At 64.7% G+C, this 17664-nt stretch carries 18 protein-coding genes; 7 read left to right on the top strand and 11 right to left on the bottom strand.

Annotated elements, in window-relative coordinates:
* The first annotated feature begins 30 nt into the window (after window positions 1-30).
* Complete coding sequence (locus BN2156_RS00880) at window positions 31-747, top strand: enoyl-CoA hydratase/isomerase family protein (RefSeq protein ID WP_090509238.1); 717 nt, start codon at window positions 31-33, stop codon at window positions 745-747.
* A 15-nt stretch (window positions 748-762) separates the two neighbouring features.
* On the opposite strand, the gene BN2156_RS00875 is transcribed toward BN2156_RS00880, so the two are convergent.
* The gene (locus BN2156_RS00875) at window positions 763-1152 is read right to left on the bottom strand and encodes a hypothetical protein (protein WP_407661581.1); all 390 of its coding nucleotides are present in this window, start codon (window positions 1150-1152) and stop codon (window positions 763-765) included.
* 233 nt (window positions 1153-1385) lie between these two features.
* On the opposite strand from BN2156_RS00875, the gene BN2156_RS00865 reads away from it, so the two are divergent.
* Both BN2156_RS00865 and BN2156_RS00860 read left to right on the top strand, forming a co-directional pair.
* Window positions 1386-1829 carry a Zn-ribbon domain-containing OB-fold protein gene (locus BN2156_RS00865; RefSeq protein WP_162490806.1) on the top strand — a complete coding sequence of 148 codons (444 nt, stop codon included), beginning with the start codon at window positions 1386-1388 and terminating at the stop codon, window positions 1827-1829.
* Window positions 1830-1842: 13 nt separating this feature from the next.
* A complete protein-coding gene (locus tag BN2156_RS00860; RefSeq protein WP_090509232.1) occupies window positions 1843-2988 on the top strand; it encodes a thiolase family protein in 1146 nt (381 codons plus the stop codon).
* Between the two features lie 101 nt (window positions 2989-3089).
* Here the strand turns inward: BN2156_RS00860 and BN2156_RS00855 are convergent, their stop codons facing one another.
* Window positions 3090-3695, bottom strand: coding sequence for a TetR/AcrR family transcriptional regulator (locus tag BN2156_RS00855; protein ID WP_090509231.1), 606 nt, complete (start codon window positions 3693-3695; stop codon window positions 3090-3092).
* A 188-nt stretch (window positions 3696-3883) separates the two neighbouring features.
* Between BN2156_RS00855 and BN2156_RS00850 the strand changes: the two genes are divergently transcribed.
* The 3 genes from BN2156_RS00850 to BN2156_RS00840 all read left to right on the top strand — a co-directional run bounded on the left by BN2156_RS00850 (window position 3884) and on the right by BN2156_RS00840 (window position 6262).
* Window positions 3884-5167, top strand: a complete 1284-nt coding sequence (locus tag BN2156_RS00850; RefSeq protein WP_090509230.1) for a cytochrome P450 — start codon at window positions 3884-3886, stop codon at window positions 5165-5167.
* A gap of 171 nt (window positions 5168-5338) precedes the next feature.
* Window positions 5339-5812, top strand: a complete 474-nt coding sequence (locus tag BN2156_RS00845) for a hypothetical protein (protein WP_090509228.1) — start codon at window positions 5339-5341, stop codon at window positions 5810-5812.
* 3 nt (window positions 5813-5815) lie between these two features.
* Window positions 5816-6262, top strand: a complete 447-nt coding sequence (locus BN2156_RS00840; protein ID WP_090509227.1) for an Rv2576c family protein — start codon at window positions 5816-5818, stop codon at window positions 6260-6262.
* A 79-nt stretch (window positions 6263-6341) separates the two neighbouring features.
* Here BN2156_RS00840 and BN2156_RS00835 read toward each other — a convergent pair whose 3' ends face one another.
* Entirely contained in the window at window positions 6342-6713 is a 372-nt protein-coding gene (locus BN2156_RS00835) for a hypothetical protein (RefSeq protein ID WP_038566970.1), read from the bottom strand.
* Between the two features lie 215 nt (window positions 6714-6928).
* On the opposite strand from BN2156_RS00835, the gene BN2156_RS00830 reads away from it, so the two are divergent.
* The gene (locus tag BN2156_RS00830) at window positions 6929-7438 is read left to right on the top strand and encodes an Rv2253/PknI dimerization domain-containing protein (RefSeq protein WP_090509224.1); all 510 of its coding nucleotides are present in this window, start codon (window positions 6929-6931) and stop codon (window positions 7436-7438) included.
* A 103-nt stretch (window positions 7439-7541) separates the two neighbouring features.
* Here BN2156_RS00830 and BN2156_RS00825 read toward each other — a convergent pair whose 3' ends face one another.
* Genes BN2156_RS00825 through BN2156_RS00790 form a run of 8 tightly spaced genes read right to left on the bottom strand, consistent with a single transcriptional unit; the run spans window position 7542 to window position 17168 of the window.
* Complete coding sequence (locus BN2156_RS00825; RefSeq protein WP_090509222.1) at window positions 7542-9284, bottom strand: MCE family protein; 1743 nt, start codon at window positions 9282-9284, stop codon at window positions 7542-7544.
* Complete coding sequence (locus tag BN2156_RS00820; protein ID WP_090509220.1) at window positions 9285-10655, bottom strand: MCE family protein; 1371 nt, start codon at window positions 10653-10655, stop codon at window positions 9285-9287.
* Window positions 10652-12112, bottom strand: coding sequence for an MCE family protein (locus BN2156_RS00815; RefSeq protein ID WP_090509218.1), 1461 nt, complete (start codon window positions 12110-12112; stop codon window positions 10652-10654). Before BN2156_RS00815 ends, BN2156_RS00820 begins: the two co-directional genes overlap by 4 nt.
* The gene (locus BN2156_RS00810) at window positions 12112-13194 is read right to left on the bottom strand and encodes an MCE family protein (RefSeq protein ID WP_090509216.1); all 1083 of its coding nucleotides are present in this window, start codon (window positions 13192-13194) and stop codon (window positions 12112-12114) included. Before BN2156_RS00810 ends, BN2156_RS00815 begins: the two co-directional genes overlap by 1 nt.
* Window positions 13194-14219 carry an MCE family protein gene (locus BN2156_RS00805; RefSeq protein WP_090509214.1) on the bottom strand — a complete coding sequence of 342 codons (1026 nt, stop codon included), beginning with the start codon at window positions 14217-14219 and terminating at the stop codon, window positions 13194-13196. The genes BN2156_RS00810 and BN2156_RS00805 overlap by 1 nt, the downstream gene beginning before the upstream one ends.
* The gene (locus BN2156_RS00800) at window positions 14216-15493 is read right to left on the bottom strand and encodes an MCE family protein (RefSeq protein WP_090509212.1); all 1278 of its coding nucleotides are present in this window, start codon (window positions 15491-15493) and stop codon (window positions 14216-14218) included. Before BN2156_RS00800 ends, BN2156_RS00805 begins: the two co-directional genes overlap by 4 nt.
* Window positions 15494-15502: 9 nt before the next feature.
* A complete protein-coding gene (locus BN2156_RS00795; RefSeq protein WP_003880077.1) occupies window positions 15503-16360 on the bottom strand; it encodes an MlaE family ABC transporter permease in 858 nt (285 codons plus the stop codon).
* A gap of 13 nt (window positions 16361-16373) precedes the next feature.
* On the bottom strand, window positions 16374-17168 hold the full coding sequence (locus BN2156_RS00790; protein WP_090515291.1) for an MlaE family ABC transporter permease: 795 nt from the start codon (window positions 17166-17168) through the stop codon (window positions 16374-16376).
* Window positions 17169-17664 lie beyond the last annotated feature (496 nt).

Genomic DNA, 17664 nt, shown 5'->3' with positions numbered 1-17664 from the left:
AATGCCAATCCCGGAACTGGAGAACGTTTGATGGTCGACCTCGAAATCGACGGCGAACTGGCGGTCATCACGATCGACCGGCCGCAGGCACGCAATGCCATCTCGCTGGACACCATGGATGCGCTGAACAAGGCGTTGGACGGCGCCGTCGGCGCATCGGCGCTGGTGATCACCGGCGGCGGCGACCGGGCCTTCGTCTCCGGCGGCGACCTCAAGGAACTGGCCGCGCTGCGCACCGAACTCGAGGCTTCCGAGATGGCCTGGCGGATGCGCACGATCTGTGACCGCATCGCCGGTTTCGACGGACCGGTCATCGCCGCGCTGAACGGCCATGCCCTTGGCGGCGGCGCCGAGGTCGCGGTGGCAGCGGACATCCGAATCGCCGCCGACGACATCAAGATCGGCTTCAACCAGGTCGCGTTGGCCATCATGCCGGCCTGGGGCGGAGCCGAGCGGCTGGCCACCCTGGTCGGCCGCAGCCGTGCGCTGCTGTTGGCCGGAACCGGCCGCATCCTCAGCGCGCGGGAAGCCGAGCAGGTGGGGCTGATCGACCAAGTCGTTCCTCGCGGCGAGTTCGCCGAGACCTGGCGATCGACGGCGCAACTGCTGGCCCGGCGTCAGGCCGGTGAGGTCAAGCGGGTGATCAACGGGGTCTCGACCACCGAGGCAGTGGCGGCATTCGCCCGGCTCTGGTGCTCCGACGAGCACTGGGCCGCCGCGGACAAGGTGATGAACAAGAGCAAGTAGGCGCCGCCGGGGCGATCAGGGAACGTGCACGCAGCCGACGCCGGGAACGCAGCCGCCACCGCCGCCCGGAATCTCGCCACCGCCGCCGCCGGGGCCGCCACCGCCCGTCGGGCCGCCCGGAATCGAGCCGGCCCCGCCTTCGGGACCTCCGCCGCCGGTGGGACCGCCCGGAACGACGCCTTCGCCGCCGGTGGCCGGAGCGGTGGTCTCCACAGTGGCGGGGGGGGGGACAGCGGTTGTGGGCGTGGTGACAGACGTCGTCGTCGGGGCTGTGTCATCGCTGGACCCACAACCGGCGAGGGGCGCTGCGGTGAGCGCCAGGCCGATCCCGACTGTCATGGACCACGTGCGGACGCGGACCCAAGGGGCGCCGTTGCGGGTGGTCCTGGTGAGCCTTGTTGACATGGTCAGAACTCCAGTTTCAGGCGGGAGCACATTTTTGCGCTTGGAAATGCAAGGGTTCCCGCTGATCGCCGGCTTGAATCACCGGATCAGCCGCGCAGTCGGCGGCTCGAAGTAGGCGAACCGCACGCCCTCCCTTTCCCCGCCCGACCCCAGCTGGGGCCGGCCCGCCACGCCGAGCCCCGGGCAGCGTACCGAGAGCGGGTTCTCACTAGACGAGAATCGCATTTCCAGTTATCGTCAGCGACGTGTCAACTCAGATTGCTCTGGCGCCGGAGATCTCGACGTGGCCCGACGCCGAACCCCAGCTCATCGGCAGCCGCTGCGCCGACTGCGCGGCCACCGCCTTTCCCGCCCAGGCCCGCTGCCCGAAGTGCTCCGGCGGCAACACCGAACAGGTACATCTGCCCCGGCGCGGCACCGTCATCGCCTGGACCACCCAGGGCTTCCCGCCCGGCGCCCCCTACAAGGGCCCGACCGGGAAGGCCTTCGTGCCCTTCGGTGTCGGACTGGTCGAACTCGCCGACGACACCGGCCCGGTGATCCGCGTCGAGGGCCGGCTCACCGAAAACGACCCCGCCAAACTGCAATTCGGCATGGACGTCGAACTCACCATGATTCCGTTCACCACCGACGAAGAGGGCAACGAGGTTGTCACCTTCGCCTTCCAGCCCGTCTAGAAAGGCCGCGCACATGACCAATGACGTCGCCATCATCGGCGTCGGCCTGCACCCGTTCGGCCGGTTCGACAAAACCGCGATGCAGATGGGTGCCGAGGCAATCCAATTCGCCCTCGACGATGCCGGCCTGCAGTGGAAGGACATCCAGTTCGGCTTCGGCGGCAGCTATGAGGTGTCGAACCCCGATGCGGTCACCCGCCTGGTCGGGCTGACCGGCATCACATTCACCAACGTGTTCAACGCCTGCGCCACCGCCGCCAGCGCGATCCAGCAGACCGCCGACACGATCCGGTTGGGCAAGTACGACATCGGGATCGCGATCGGCCTGGACAAGCACCCCCGCGGCGCATTCACCGATGACCCGGCCAAACTCGCCCTGCCGCAGTGGTACGCCGAGAACGGTCAGTTCGTCACCACCAAGTTCTTCGGGATGAAGGCCAATCACTACATCCACAAGCACAACATCTCCGAGGAGACGCTGGCGCGGGTGGCCAACAAGAACTTCCGCAACGGCGAGAAGAACCCGAATGCGTTCCGGCGCAAGGAGATTTCCGTCGAGGAGATCATGGCCTCGCCGGTGCTGAACTACCCGCTGCGGCAGTACATGTTCTGTGCCCCCGACGAAGGCGCGGCCGCGGTGATCATGTGCCGTGCCGACATCGCGCACAAGTACACCGACAAGCCGGTATATGTGCGCGCCAGCGAGATCCGGACTCGGACCTTCGGCGCCTACGAGGTGCATGCCACCTCGGCACCACTCGACGAGGATCCCTCACCGACCGTGTTCGCGGCCAAGGCCGCCTACGAGGCTGCCGGCATCGGGCCCGAGGACGTGGACATCGCCCAGCTGCAGGACACCGACGCTGGTGCCGAGGTGATCCACATGGCCGAGACCGGACTGTGTGCCGACGGTGAGCAGGAGAAGCTGCTGGCCGACGGGGCCACCGAGATCGGCGGCTCGATACCGGTCAACACCGATGGCGGCCTGATCGCCAACGGCGAGCCGATCGGCGCCTCGGGCCTTCGCCAGATGCACGAGCTGGTGCGTCAGCTACGCGGCGAGGCCGGCGAACGCCAGGTGCCGGGTAACCCCCGCGTCGGCCTCGCCCAGGTCTACGGAGCGCCCGGTACCGCCTCGGCGACCATCCTGTCGCTGTAGCCCGAGCAGTCCCCCGCGAGCGGGAGGAGCCCCAAGTGAATGTCCCCCGCAACCAACGGTTCGGGGGACATTCGCGTCTGTTCGCGCCGCGGCGGCAGGCCTCAGGCGGGCAACTCGAGCGGCTGCGGCTCGCCCTCCAGGCGCCGCAGCCAGTCCTCGCAGAACTTCAGCACCTCCGCGTGACCTGCCGTCATGCCGAGCGCCTGCTCCATGACCATCACCCGCGACACGCTGGCCGCGATGAAGGTCCACACGATCGGCGGCACCTCGGAGGCTTCGACGCCGTAACGCCGCAGCGCCCCGTCGATCGCCTTGGTCTCCGCCTCGCGAAACATCTCGGCGTAGCGGCCGATCTCAGCCCGCAGTGCCGGTCGATGGTTGGCCAGGCCCGTCATCTCCATCGTCAGGCGCGTAGCGCTCGGGTCGGTGCCGAAGCGCCACAGCGCCCACAGCGGCTGCGGCGAGTTCAGGGCTTCGGCCTGCGCAGCCAAACCCTCCTCGGCGCGCCGCACGAACACCGCCAGGAACAGATCATCCATCGTGCGGAAGTAGTAGTGCACCAGCTGGGGCTTGAGACCGGCCCGCTCAGCGACTCGGCGGGACGTGACCGCGACGTACCCCTCCTCGATCATCAGCGCTTCGGCAGCGTCGAGCAGCACGATCCGGTTCTTCGCGTCCGGCGCCCCGATCCTTCGCGCCGATGCCATCGATCCTCCTCACGACATGTCCACGACAACGTATGGCTGATCGTAACTTTCGCCCAGCCCGGTGATCTTGACCACGACTCTACCGCCATGCTAAGCAGGTGCTCAGCATTTTTTGCAAATTCTTCGCGCGGTGCAGCCCGTCGCGAAACCACCGCAGCGCATATCGATTTCGGGAGGCAGCGCACACCATGACCGATATCAACTACGACACCGTCGACTACTTCACCGACCAGTCACTGGTGCCCGACCCGCACCCGTACTTCGACCACCTGCGCAGCAAGTGTCCGGTCGTCAAGGAACCGAACTACGGGGTCATGGCGATCACCGGCTTCGAGGAGGCCACCACGGTCCTCAAGGACACCGACACGTTCTCGTCCTGCATCGCGGTGGCCGGACCGTTCCCGCCACTGCCCTTCACGCCCGAGGGCGACGACATCACCGAGCAGATCGCCGCACACCGCCCGCAGATGCCGATGTTCGAGCACATGGTCACGATGGATCCGCCCGAGCACACCGATGCGCGTTCCCTGCTGAACCGGCTGCTGACACCACGCCGACTCAAGGAGAACGAGGACTTCATGTGGCGGCTGGCCGATGAATGCCTCGACGACTTCATCGCAGACGGCAAGTGCGAGTTCCTCTCGGCCTATGCCAAGCCGTTCTCACTTCTGGTGATCGCCGACCTGCTCGGGGTGCCCGAGGAGGACCACGAAGAGTTCCGCACGGTACTCGGCGCCCCCCGGCCCGGGGCGCAGGTCGGCTCCCTCGACGGCGACCTCGTTTCCAGCAATCCGCTGGAGTGGCTCGACGAGAAGTTCATAAGTTACCTCGAAGACCGGCGAAAGGAGCCCCGCGACGACGTGCTGACGGCCCTCGCCACGGCGAACTACCCGGACGGATCCGTACCACCCATCATCGAGGTGGTTCGGTCGGCAACCTTCCTCTTCGCCGCCGGCCAGGAGACCACCACCAAGTTGCTCTCGGCGTCACTGCGGGTGCTCGGCGACCGACCGGACATCCAACAGGCCCTGCGCGACGACCGCAGCCGCATACCGACCTTCGTCGAGGAGGCACTGCGGATGGACGCCCCGGTCAAGAGCCAGTTCCGGTTGGCCAAGAAGAACACCAAGCTGGGCGACATCGACGTACCGGCCGGCACCACCATGATGGTGTGCCCGGGCGCGGTGAACCGCGATCCGGTCCGCTTCGAAGACCCCCACACGTTCAGCCTGGACCGTAAGAATGTGCGTGAGCACATCGCGTTCGGCCGGGGTGTGCACAGCTGCCCGGGCGGCCCGCTGGCCCGCGTCGAGGGCCGTGTGTCGCTGGAGCGGATCCTGGACCGGATGACCGATATCGGCATCGACGAAGAGTTCCACGGCCCGGCCGACGATCGCCGCTACACCTACGAGCCGACGTTCATCCTGCGCGGTCTGACCGACCTGAACATCACGTTCACGCCGGTGCGCTGACCGCGCGGCGAGCGGGACGATTTCGCGGAACTCATCTTCGTCGTATTTGTTATTCTCCAATCGCGAGAATGACAATCTCGCTGGCGAAGATGAGATTCCGGTTTCGGCACGGTGAAGCCTGTTCTCGTTCTATAGTCAGCCGACCAGTGCCCGATCCGTGGAGGTGTGCCTGTGAAGTCCAGCTTGATCCGCGTGGCGATGAGCGCCGCGCTCGGGTTGGGGACAGCAATCGCCTTGGCGCCGCCATCGCAGGCCATGTATTTCGGCAACTACAACCTCAACATGCCGGATCGCCGGGATTTCCACACCTGGATCTGGTCGGCCATCACCCCGTGCCGCGACCCGGGATCCGACGTCCGGCAGCACGACTGCATCACTATCCGGACGATCCCGCAACCGGTTGCCAAGGCAGTTCCCAACACCGGGAACGCGAAGCTGGTCGACGGTCGCTACACCCTGACAATCGATGAGTTCTACGGCCTACGGTGCGGGGACATCTACTACGGGCCAACCATCCCGACGCACGACGTCTACACCTGGGACGCGAACACACTCGCAGGCGAGATGGTCTCCAGCTTCGATGTCGGCTGCGACGGAGCTCCCGGTGGCGCCTTCACCTACCCGTTCACCCTGACGAGGATGTGATCGATGCACCACCGGACGAGCCGGGCACTCATCTTCGCGACGGCAGCCGCGCTTGCGGCCGGCGCCATCGCCACGGCCACACCGGCATTCGCCGATGATCCCGAGCCCCCGGGGCCGCCGCTGCACCACGTGCAGTACACCGTGACCGCCGACGCCCCATATTGGGCCCGCATCTACTACCGCGACACGGAGCCCGCGATCTTCTCGGACTACAGCCACAATCCGTATCAGTTCAGCCCGCGCGCTGATGTGGACATCGCGCCAGACAAGCCATGGGTGTTCGACGCCATGCTTGCCGACCCCGACCTGTGGGCCATGGTCCTGGTGCAGAGCGGTGAGTCACCGAATTTTCCCACCCCCGGGTTCAACTGCAAACTGGCAGTCGACGGTGTAGTGGTGAAGACCGACAGCGGCCCCAAGGGTGCGTTGTGTTCGATCCGCAACTGGTAGCCCGGCTTCACACCGACCCGGAGAAACGTTTGAGGCGACGCAATGTGCGTCGCCTCAAACGTTTCTCAGCCGCGATGACTCAGGCGTCGCCACGTAACCAGCGCGTCTCCCCGTTCATCGGAACACAGCTCAAGAACAGCCCGTCCGGAGCCTGTGCCACCGAGTTCTGTTCGTTGATGCACAGGCTGTTCTCGTCCCTGATGCCCACCATCGGTGGCGATCGGAACCACCGTGGCTCGTAGCGACGCGGTGAACCGCAGAACAGCAGCCGTCCCCAGCCGTTGCGGGCATCGACGCCGAACACGTAGTAGGAGGTGTTGTCGCACGGGGCACCGAGGATCGCGTTCGGATTGATGCCGGGCGTGCAAAACGCGTCATTACAGGTCTGCGGTCCCGCGTTTGCCTGCGGAGCAGCCAGCATCCCGGCGACAATCACTGAAGCGGTCGCCATCACCGTCACACGCACATTGCTACTTTCGCATAGCCGGAAATTAAACTCTCGGTTTTAGAGAATATTACTACGACCATCTCACCACAGCTTCTCCGCAGTCCACCGGTCTGCGAAGCCGCCCAGCTGAATTCGTCGTAGACAGAACACCGATAGTGATATTCTCCCAAACTGAGAACATGGCTACCGCACGATCAGGTCGGCCAGAAGGAGCGTTCATGTCAGTCTCCCGGGTAAGTGCCGGCGCGGTGGCCATCGCCGCTGCTGCGGCCGTCAGCCTGAGCGGCGCCTCCCCCGCGGCCGCCGGCGAGCAGTGGGGCATCAACGGCACCTTCGCCACGTCGTCCAATGGCGACTGGGCCAAGGTCAACGACCGATACGAGAACCAACCACGAGTGGTGAGCACGTGGAGGATCTCGACCCAATGCGTCTCGCCCACCGAATGCAACGGCACGGTGAACAGCGACGCGGGCTGGACCGCACCGATCTACACCACGAACGGCCTTTGGTACGTCAAGCGCGTGGTACCAAGCTGGCGCTTCTGCGCTGACGGCACACCCATCGAGGGCATGCAGGTGTACAAGATCTACCCAGTGGGCTTCGACGGACACGTGGACCTGGCCTCAGACGAATACGCCGGCGAGGACGTGACCACCGGCCCCAGCGGGTCGTGCGGACGCAATCAGTGGCCGGTCGTGCGGATGCCGTTCTACATGCGCCCGGCCTAGCCGGGCCACTACCGCCGCAGTCCAAAAGCAACGCGAAAACCAAAGACGGACAAAAGAACTGGCCACGGGCATTTGCCCGTGGCCAGTTCTTCGCGACGGCCCGCTAAGTCGGCAACAGGTCCTGCCACGTCTTCGGAGTGGATACCAGATCCGCCTGCTTGTACAGGTTGCCGTCGCTGCCCATGTATTCACCGGTGCGGGGGTTGTACTTTGCGATCGCCACCGACGGCCCATCCCCACCCCCGCGGTTGAACGCGCTGGGAGCCGCGCCCGGCGCCGTAGGCATGGGAAGCTCCGGGGCATCCGGGAACACCCCCTGGCCGTGCGGGACAGGCGGCACCTCAGTGGCCTGCGGCTGGTCCACCGCCGGCACAGGGACCGCGTTGGGGTCACCTGGTGGTGGCGGCGGCACGCCAGGCACCGGCGGCTCGAGGTACATCGGCTGCCCTGGAAGCAGCGGGCCCGGACCGGTGCCGGCGAAGTTCGGTGCGGGCTGCGGTTCCGGTGCTGCGCCAGGTGGCGGCGCAGTCACTCCCGGCGGCAGCGGGGTGCCCCCGAGCGGTCCGAAGATCTTCTCGTCCGGAAGCACCCGGGTGTCCGGAGGCACGCCCTGAGCGATGAGGTTCGGATCGAGCGGGTACGGGCCCAGCGCGTGCTGACGCTGCGCCAGGGGCTGGAACCCCTTGGGATCGTTGCACAATTCGACCGTGGGAGCCCGCTTGCCCGGATGGCCCATGCAGGGGTAGTTGCGGGCACCGCGGACGCCGATCGGAGAATCCTGCGGCAACTTGCAGTAGATGTCGTCCGGCGTGTCGATCACGGTGGTGTCGGCCGGTGAACGCCATGCCGACGGCGGCAGGAATCCCACCGTGCACGTCGGCGGGTCACCGAGGCCCAGGGAGAAGTCGGCCATCGGCAGACCGCTCGTGTTGTTGGTCGGTGCGTAGGTCTGCAGCTGAGCGACATACGGCGGCAACAACACCAACAACTGCTCGATCGACGGGTTGTAGGTGACTGCGATCTGGCCGAATGTGGTCAGATTCGCGAGCAGCACCGGCAGAGTCGGCTTGATCTGCTCGAGCAGCTTGGTGGTCTCCTGGGCGAATCCCGGACCATTGCGCAGCAGCGACCGTATCTCGGGATCGTTGTCAGCTACCTGCCCGGTGATACCGGCCATGCTGGCGGCCCAGGTCCGAATAGAGTCGGTGGTCTGAGCTTGCGCGTCCAGGAACGGCTTCGAATCATCGATCAGCGCACGCGTCTGATCGGAAACCGCATTGGAGTCCCTGGTGATCGTCGACGCCGAATCCAGCAGCGATCCGAAGTCGTAACCGGTTCCGTTGAACGCGTTGTACGACTCGTCGAGCAACTGGCTGAGCTTGTCCTTGGGGATCGTGTCCACCAGTGCACTGAGCTGATCGAGCATCGGGCCGACCTGTTGCGGGATCTTGGTGTTCGACAGCGCGATCACCGAGCCGTTTTCGAGATAGGGCCCAGAGTTGGTGCGGGGCAACAGCTCGACGTACTGCTCCCCGACCGCCGACATGCTCCGGACCTCGGCCGCCAAGTCGGCCGGCACCTTCGGAGAGCGGTCCAGGGACAGAGTTGCCTCGGACCCCTTCTCAGTCAGCTCGACCGACGTCACCTTGCCGATCTGGGACCCGCGATAGGTGACATTGCTGAACTGGTACAGACCCCCGGTGGCCGGCAGTTCCAACTTCACTGTGATGCGGCCGATACCGAGCAGCGTCGGCACCTGCATATAGGCGAACAGCATGACGGCCACACCAACCACCGAGGCGATGGTGAAGAGAATCAACTGAGTCCGGATGAAGCGGGTGAGCATCTATCCGCCACCCCCTGTCGGTGGAGTAGGTGCGGCGGGTGCCGGCGGTTGATCGGTCGGAGTCGAACCACCTTGCGGTGCATACGGTCCCGCGAAGATCGCGGTCGAGCCGCTGGATGGAGCCACCGGCTGGGTTATCCCGCCGGGCATGGTCATCGGCGCCGGCGGCACCACCGGAAGCACCGGACCCGAATAAGTGGGAGCGGGCAGGTCCGGTGGCGGCGGTGCGTCCGGAGCCGGTGGGAACGCATCCGGCGGCGGCGGGTTCACTCCTGTCTTGAGCGGGTCGTAGGTGTAGTTGAGATAGTTCGGATCACCCGGTACCGGAGCGTTTTGCGCGTCACCCTGTTCCCAACGTGTTCCCATCATCAGACTGCGCTTCAGATGCGGGATGGTCATGTCGAAGTACGCGAACAGGTTGTAGTAGTCGCCCCGAATCACCCGGTCCATGAAGCTCTGGGTGAACGGAAAGTGCGGGGCATACTCGAGTACCGCTGTCAGGTCTGGTCCGATATTGGCCAAGGCCTTCAGCGCCGGCTCCAGGTTCCTCAGATTTCTGACCAGATCGGCCTGAGACTCGTTGACGAACTGGTTGGCGGTCGCGCTGAAGGTGCCCAGCTTCTGCAGGGCAGTGGTGAATCTCGGCCGTTCTTTGATCAACACGTCGAGTGCAGGCGGAATCTTCTCCAGCGCACGGGTGATGACATCGCGTTGCCCGGCGAAGGTCGAGGCCAGCTGATTCAAGCCTTGTATGGAAGCAACAATGTTGTCCCGCTGGGCGTCCAGAGCGCCCACGAAGGTGTCCAGTCGGGTCAACAGGTCGCGGAAATCGGTTTCCCGACCGTTGATGGCAGCACTGAAGTTATGGATGATGTCGCCCATCTGGCCGAGACCACCGCCGTTGACCACCGCGGCGAGGGACGACAGCGTCTGTTCGGTCGTCGGATAAGTCGATGACTTGTTGAGCTGAATCGTCGTTCCCGGCGGGAGTTTCCCTTCGGGTGCCTGGCCCGAGGGTGGGTTGATCGCCAGATGCATCGAACCAAGAAGGCTGGTTTGCCCGATGCTGGCGACCACGTTGGCAGGCACGACGACACCCGGCTTGACCGAGAACTCGACGTCGGCGTGCCAGTCTTTCACCGACAGGCTGCGCACGCTACCGACGACAACATCATTCATCATCACCGGTGAATTCGGCTCCAACGTCGCCACGTTCGCGATCTCAACGTGGTAGACGCTGGAATCCGCGCCCCGGCCGACCGCGCCTGGCAGAGGCAGCGAGTTGACACCCTGGAACGCGCAGCCGCTGGTGGTCAACGCGACGCAGGATCCGACGGCGATCGCCAGTCGCACCGGCTTTCCCGTGATCATGCTGGTGGCGTCCCTTCTGCTGGTGGCGGTGCCGCAGGCGCAGGAGCTTCGGCGGCCAGTGGACCTGGCGGCGGGCCCGGCGGCGGACCCGGCTGTCCCGTTGGATTAAGCATGTCCGACACCGTGTTCGGCATGTTGGGCGGATAGAACTCGCCCCCCGGCAGCAGCTGCTGGGCGCCTGGCGGCGGCGCGCCGGGTTCCCGGCCGGTGAACGGCGGTGGCGGCTCCGGGCCCGGGTTGTAGGCCGAGATCGCCGGCGGCGCTTCGGGCGGAGTGGGAGAACCCCCACTACCGCCGGGCATCAGACCTGGCTCGGAATATTCGATCTGCTCAGGACTGGCCGACGGCATCAAATACGGCGAGATCGGGAACGGCAAGTAGTTGAAGTTGAGCAGCCGCAACGCCGGACCGAGATACTGCGAGCACAGTTTCGCGGTCTCCGGTGCGGTGGTGTTCTCGACGGCTCCGATTGCGCCACAGATGAACTCGACCGGATTGGAGAAGTTGTTCATCACGAACTGACCGACCGCGCTACCCGCATCCGGGTTGTAGATGTTGTAGCCGTTCATGAACGCGTTGGGCGCGACGTGAAGCAGCTGCTCGATGTGCATCTTGTTGTCGACCAGGTTCTGGGTGACATTGGCCAGCCGCTGCACCTGCTCGGACGTCTGATCGCGGGATCCAGCAACGAACCGCTGCACGTCGACGACCGCCACCGACAAGTTCGTCAGGGCCGCATCAAGGTCCGACCGGCTGCCGTCCACCACGCTGGTCAGAGTGGCCAGCCGATCCTGGAACTGCACCACCTGCTGGTTGCTGTCCCGCAAGGCGGTGACGAATGTCTGCAAGTTCTTGATGATGTCGACGATGTTGCCGCTACCCTCGGCCAGCACCCGGGCGACGCCGGACAACTGCGAAATCGTCTGGCGCAGTTTGTCACCGTTGCCGGCCATAGCGTCGGCCGTGCTGTTGATGAAGCGGGAGACCGACGTCCCGTCGACACCACTCTTGGGTCCGAGGTCAGTGGACAGTCGCATCAGCTGTTCCTTGACCTGATCCCACTCCACCGGAACGGCGGTGCGGTCCAGGCCGATCACCGCATTGTCGGGCAGTGTGGGGCCACTCGACCGGTACGCGGGCGCGAGCTGCACATAGCGTGCGGCGACCAGGTTCTGGGCCACGATCACCGCTTTGGCATCCGCGGGGATCGGCACGCCGTGATCGACCTTGAGGGTCACCCTGGTCTGGGTGCCCTCCGGCTTGATCGACTCGATCGTGCCGACCTTCACCCCGGACACCCTGACATCGTCACCCGGGTAGACGCCGGTGGCCGAGGTGAACAGCGCCGAGATGGTCGTCTGACCGAAGAAGGTCTGACGCAACAGCACCGCTGCGCCAACAACCAGCAGGGCCACCAACGCCACCGCGAGCCACTTACCGAGACGACTGCGGTTCATCAGCGTGAACCTCCGGGAATTCCGTTGTAGGGCAGGGGCAACTCGGCCCGGGGGCCGGCATTGTCCGGCGGCTGACCGGCATTTGTCCCGCGCCGGAACCCGAACGCGTAGTCGAAGAACGGCTGCAGCAGCTGAGCGGGTTGCAGGTTAGGGACATAGGCGTTGTAGTACGCCCCGTTTGCCAAAGTTTCGGCCTGGGACAACTGGAACTTGTTCATGTTGGGCAGCGCCTTGGTGATGTTGTCCCGGTTGCGTTCGAGCATCGCGGTAACCGAGTTGAGCCGCTTCAGCGTCGGCGCCAATTGCGCCTCGTTGTCGGCGACGAGCCCACTGAGTTGCTGCGAGACGGCGGCGGTGTTGGCCAGCAGATCAACGATCGCCTGGCGCCGGTCATTGAGCACGCCGAGCAGGTCATTGGCGTTGAGGATCAACGTGTTGAGCTGATCGCTGCGCTGCGACAACACCACGGTCACATCGCTGGCGCTCTCGAGCAGGCTGGCCAGACTTTCGTTCCGGCCGTTGATCGATTTCGACAGCCGGCTCAGACCGTCGAACGTCGGCCCGAGCTTCGGTGCGACTTGGTCGATGGTCGCCGACAGCGTGTCCAGGGACTGGTTCAGCGAAGCTGTATCCGTGCCGGCCGAATTGGTCGTCAGGTCGCTGACCGCGTCGGTCAGCGAATATGGCGACGACGTGCGCGACGTGGGGATCACGTCTGTGGTGCGCAAAGTGCCGCCACCGTCGGACTCAAGCGTCAGAACTCGCTCACCCAGAAGTGAACCTGTGCGGATATGCGCGGTGGTCAGGGACCCGAGGGGGTACTTGCCCTCGGTGGTGAAGGTGACCAACGCATCGCCGTTCTGCAGCGATACGTCGGTAACCGAACCGATCTTGATGCCCGACAAGGTCACATCGTTGCCGGCGGTGATCCCGCCGGCTTCGGTGAACAGTGCCTGGTGGCGCACCGAGGATGCCCACTGCTGCAACCGTTCGGGCTGAAGCCCCACAGCGATGATGAGCATCATCAGCACGACGCCGATGAAACCTGCCTTGATCAGGTTTGATTCACGGTACTTAAGCATCAGGGCTCTGCGCACCTCCCGCCTTCTTGTTTGATCATCGGGAAGTGCGCAGTGCGCCCCTGCAGATCGGTGACACGGATGGAAAGTCCGCAGATGTAGTACATGATCCAGCTGCCGTAGGAACCCAGCCGGGCGAGCTTGCGGAAGTTGTCGGGGGCCTTCTGCAACCCACGATCGAGGACGATCTGATGGTCGTCGAGCAGCGGCGCCAGTCTGTTCATCTGATCGACAGTGCCCTTGAGCGGTGGGCGCGCCTCAGTGAGAAGACTTGCCAGCGAAGCTGTTCCGTTGTCCAGCTGCGTAACCGCGGTGCCCAGCGGATCACGGTCCTGCGACAGGCCGCTGATCAACTGTTCGAGGCGGTCGACGGTGCCGTCGAACTTCTTGCCGTCCTTGGCCAGGGTTCCGACCACCGAATTCAGGTTGTCGATCAACTGCTGGATGACTTGGTCGTTGTTGGCCAACGTATTCGAGAACGACGAGGTCTTGCTCAGCAGCGAATCCAGGGTGTCGCCCTGGCCCTGGAAGATCTGAATGAGCGAGGACGTCAACGCATTGACGTCCTGGGGGTTCAGACCCTGGATCACCGGACGCAGACCGCCGAGCAGCAGATCGAGGTCGAGTGCACTTGCGGTGCGGTCCTTGGGGATCTGCGATCCGGCCGGGAGCAGTTTCGTCGAGCCGGGGCTGTCGATCAGTTCCAGGTAACGGTCCCCGACCAGGTTCAGGTAGCGAACCGCAACCTTGGTGCTGGTGGTCAGCGCAACGCTGCGGTCGGTGTCGAAGTCCACCTTGACCGACTTGTCCGGTTGCAGTGAAACGCTTTTCACCGTGCCCACCCGGACGCCGGCCACCCGCACCGAGTCACCGGCCTCGAGCCGCGACGCGTCGCCGAAAACCGCTGAATAGCCCGAATAAGAACCCCCGCGGTACTCCGAGAAGGTCATGAACAGGAAGGCCGTGAGGACGGCCATCACCACCGCGAAGGACGCGAACTTGATGAATGTGCTTCTGCCACGTTTCATCCCGGTTGTCCGATCTGTGCGGTGTTGCGTGGCGGGCCGTCCAGCGGGCCGAACAAGATCTGCTTGAGCCCATCGGAGTTGAGCAGGATGCCCTGGTTTCCGTACTTCCACGGGTTGGCGTTGGTATCAGTGACGAGGTACTTGGCCTTGTTGCCGAATCCGATGTACGGCAAGCCCATGCAGTGCGGGCCACCCTTGGCCGCGACCTTCGGAAGGTTCTCCGGATAGCGATAGCGCTCGATTCCGAGCGTGAAGGCCACGTTGACCACCACGCCGGGCTCCATCTGCGGCGGCTGGTGGTGGAGGTACAGCATCCCCTTGAGGCCGCACTCGATTCCGGGTGCGTATTCGTTGAGCAGATCGGTGGTGGGCGCCAACAGGTTCAGCGTGGTGCTGAGCGCCTGCCGGTTGCCGCCGATCACTTCGTTGCCGGCGTCAGCCAGACCGATCGAGCTGACCAGGAAGGTGTCGAGGTTCTGCTGCTCGGCCACGATGCTGTCACTGAGCCGGTTGGTGTTGTCGACGGTCTTGAGCAGATCAGGGGCGGCATCACCGTAGGCCCGTGACACCGCTGCCATGCTCTCGATGTCGCCGGTCAGATTGGGCAGACTGGGCTCGATCTTCTTCAGTACCGCGTTGAAGTCGGACAAGGACTGCCCCATCGCCTCGCCGCGCCCGGAGAACGCCGACGACAGCGCACCGAGGGTCTCGTTGAGCTTCGCCGGGTCGATCTTGTCGAGGACATTGGTGAGCTGCTGGAAGACGGTGTTCATCTCGACGGTGACATGGTCACCCTGCAGAATCTGGCCGGGCCGCAGCTTGTCCGGCGAGGGGTTGTCCGGTGCGACGAGCTGGACGTACTTGGCGCCGAACACCGTGGTCGAGGCGATATCGGCCTTCACGTTGCCGGGGATCAGGTGCAGCTGTGACGGATTCATCGCCAGCTGCAGCACGGCCTTGCCGTCGGGGCGCGTCTCGATCGAACTGACGGTGCCTACCTGTACACCGCGCATCTTCACCTTGGCGTCCGGATTCATCACCAGGCCGGCCCGGTCCGAGATCAGGGTGATCGGTTCGGTCTTGATGAAGCTGCCGCGGAACAGCGCGATCGCCAGGCCGGCGATCAGGCCGATCACGACCACAGTCGCCAGACCGGCCAGGGGACGCGCGGAACTCCGCGCGCCGAAGCTGCGTCCGGGGCGGGCTGCCACCGGCGCGGCGCTACTTGTGGTTTCGGACCGGTGGGCTGGACCCGGACCAACGTTGCGTGTCAAGTCTTCTCCCTAACCCGACAGGTTGAAGTTGCCGTTGGAGCCGTAGACAGACAGTGACACCAGAAGGGTCACCGAGACCACGACGATCAGTGACGTGCGGACGGCGTTGCCGACCGCCACCCCCACCCCGGACGGCCCGCCGGAGGCGAAATAGCCGAAGTAGGTGTGGATCAGCAGGATGGTGATGGCCATCAGGACGGCCTGCAGGAACGACCACAGCAGGTCGATCGGATTGAGGAACGTCGTGAAGTAGTGGTCGTACAGGCCGCCCGACTGCCCGAGCAGAACCACGGTGGTGAACTGGGAGGCCAGGAACGACAGGATCACCGCGATCGCGTACAGCGGGGTGATCGCGATCATCCCGGCCACGATGCGGGTGGACACCAGATACTCGACGGGCCGGATGGCCATGGATTCCAGCGCATCGATTTCCTCGTTGATCCGCATCGCCCCGAGCTGGGCGGTCACGCCGGCGCCGAAGGTGGCGGCCAGGCCGATGCCGGCCACCACGGGCGCGGCGATGCGGACGTTGATGAAGGCGGCGAGGAATCCGGTCAGAGCCTCGATACCGATGTTGCCCAGCGATGAGTAGCCCTGGATGGCGAGCACGCCGCCGGTGGCCAGGGTCAAGAACCCCACGATCACCACCGTGCCGCCGATCATTGCCAATGTGCCTGCCCCCATGGAGATCTCGGCGATCAGCCGAACGAGTTCCTTGCGGTAGTGCATGGCGGCATGCGGCGTTCCGGCCAGTGCCTTGAGATAGAACAGCGTGTGATCGCCGATCCGACTCAGCGTCGAAACCGGCTTGTTGAACTGCCGGGTGACCCGCGGATATGTCGACCGCAGGATCGTCATCGTTCCCATAGCGTCACCTGCCTCAGTTCGCCGTCATCCGGATACCGATGGCCGTGACGACCACGTTGATCACGAACAACGCCATGAAGGCGTACACCACGGTCTCGTTCACCGCGTTACCCACCGCCTTGGCGCCGCCGCCGCTGATCGTCAGCCCGCGGTAGCAGGCCACCAGGCCGGCGATCAATCCGAACAGGGCCGCCTTGACGCAGGAGATGATCACCTCGGGCACGCCGGTCAGCAGCGTGATCCCGGCGGCGAAGGCGCCCGGGTTCACGTCCTGGATGAAGACCGAGAACACGTAGCCGCCCAGAATGCCGATGATCACCACGAGGCTGTTGAGCAGTAGTGCGACGAGGCCGGAGGCCAGCATTCTGGGAGTCACCAGGCGCTGGATCGGATTGATGCCGAGCACCTCCATGGCGTCGATCTCCTCGCGGATGGTGCGTGAGCCCAGATCCGCGCACATCGCGGTGGCCCCGGCACCGGCCACGATCAGCACGGTCACCATCGGACCCAGCTGGGTCACCGCACCGAAGGCCGCCCCGGCGCCCGAGAGGTCCGCCGCACCCAGTTCCCGAAGCAGGATGTTGAGGGTGAAGCTCACCAGGACGGTGAACGGGATCGCCACCAACAGCGTCGGCGCCATCGAGACCCGCGCTACGAACCAGCACTGTTCCAGGAACTCACGTCCCTGGAATGGCCGCTTGAAGATGAACCGGATGGCATCCAGCGACATCGCGAACAGGGCCCCGACGGCCTGCATCGGACCCGAGAGATTGCGTAGCGAAACTCCGGTCGACCATTTATCCGCCATGAGCACTCCTGTCCCGGCTGGTGGCTGCCGACACCGCGGTCAGTGCGCCGATGTCAGGTGCTTCATCGCGCCGGTGCTCGAACAGATCTACTACGTACGGTGCGGCCTGCGGCCCCAGCGCGGTCATTTTGCAACCCCGGTCCGGGCATATGCCAACCGGCTGGTCGGGCGCCCGATTTCGACCGAAATCATTTGGGATGCAGGGCCTTTCATTTGCAGATCCATTCGTGAACAATCCGTCTCGCCAGTCACCGGCAAGTGTGAGGTGCGCTCTGACATTTGACGCATCTCCTGCTCCCTGCGGATGTTGATGACCTCACCGGACCTACCGGTGACGCCGGACAAACTCGTCCCCGCGCCCGTCCCCCGAGTGCCTGATGCTATCGGACGCGGGATCTGTCGCGAGGGCAAATAACGCAGAACTTGCTCCGGTAGTTGACAATTGGATTCAGCGGACCCGTACGGCCGTACCGCGCGGACGCTTCGACCGAGGGCG

This window comes from Mycolicibacterium neworleansense (assembly GCF_001245615.1).
Taxonomy (GTDB): Bacteria; Actinomycetota; Actinomycetes; order Mycobacteriales; family Mycobacteriaceae; genus Mycobacterium; species Mycobacterium neworleansense.
This window is presented reverse-complemented; position numbering and strand designations above follow the sequence as displayed.